We start from the raw sequence: 909 nt of genomic DNA, 5'->3' as shown, positions 1-909 counted from the left end.
CTATGAGGGACTCCTCGACACCCTCAACGCCGAGCTCGACGCCCTCCAGGCCAGCGCTCGGGCACTGGCGGCGCTGGACGTGCTGTGCGCCTTCGCCGAGCGCGCCCGCGCCCTGGAGTTCGTGCGCCCGCACCTGGCCGAGACCCCGGGCATCGCCATCCGCGGCGGTCGCCACCCGGTGGTGGAGCGAGTCTCCGACGCTCCCTTCGTGCCCAACGACCTGATGATGGGCGACGACCGCCGCATGCTGGTGATCACCGGCCCCAACATGGGCGGCAAGTCCACCTACATGCGCCAGGCAGCGCTGATCGTGCTGCTCGCCCACACCGGCAGCTTCGTGCCGGCAGACGAGGCGGAGATCGGCCCGGTGGACCGTATCTTTACCCGCATCGGCTCCTCGGACGACCTGGCCGGCGGACGCTCCACCTTCATGGTGGAGATGACCGAGACCGCCAGCATCCTGCACAACGCCACCGATGAAAGCCTGGTGCTGATGGACGAGATCGGCCGCGGCACCAGCACCTTCGATGGCCTGTCGCTGGCCTGGGCCAGCGCCGAGCACCTGACCCGCACCCGCGCCTTTACCCTGTTCGCCACCCACTACTTCGAGATGACGGCCCTGCCCGAGCAGGCCGAGGGGGTGGCCAATGTTCACCTCACCGCGGCGGAGCACAGGGATGGCATCGTCTTCATGCACCGGGTGGAGGAGGGTCCAGCCAGCCAGAGCTACGGCCTGCAGGTGGCGCAGCTCGCCGGCGTGCCCCAGGGAGTGATCGCCCGAGCCCGGGAGAAGCTCGCCCAGCTGGAACAGCAGGAGGTCGACCAGGGCAGTCGCCCGGCGCGCAGCGATGGCGGTGCAGTGGCGGCACCGCTGCAGAACGACCTCTTTGCCAGCACGCCGCACCCGCT

Annotated in this window: 1 protein-coding gene; it reads left to right on the top strand. The window is 69.9% G+C overall.

Translation table 11 applies throughout. The annotated features are described in order from the left end of the window. Nucleotides 1-909 (top strand): MutS-related protein (locus AM506_RS23480; RefSeq protein ID WP_440480361.1); only part of this gene is annotated, 909 nt, incomplete at both ends.

The sequence above is a fragment of the Rossellomorea vietnamensis genome, from assembly GCF_001305855.1.
GTDB lineage: Bacteria > Bacillota > Bacilli > Bacillales > Bacillaceae_B > Rossellomorea > Rossellomorea vietnamensis_A.
The sequence above is the reverse complement of the archived record's forward strand: the minus strand, read 5'-3'. Positions and strand labels throughout refer to the sequence as shown.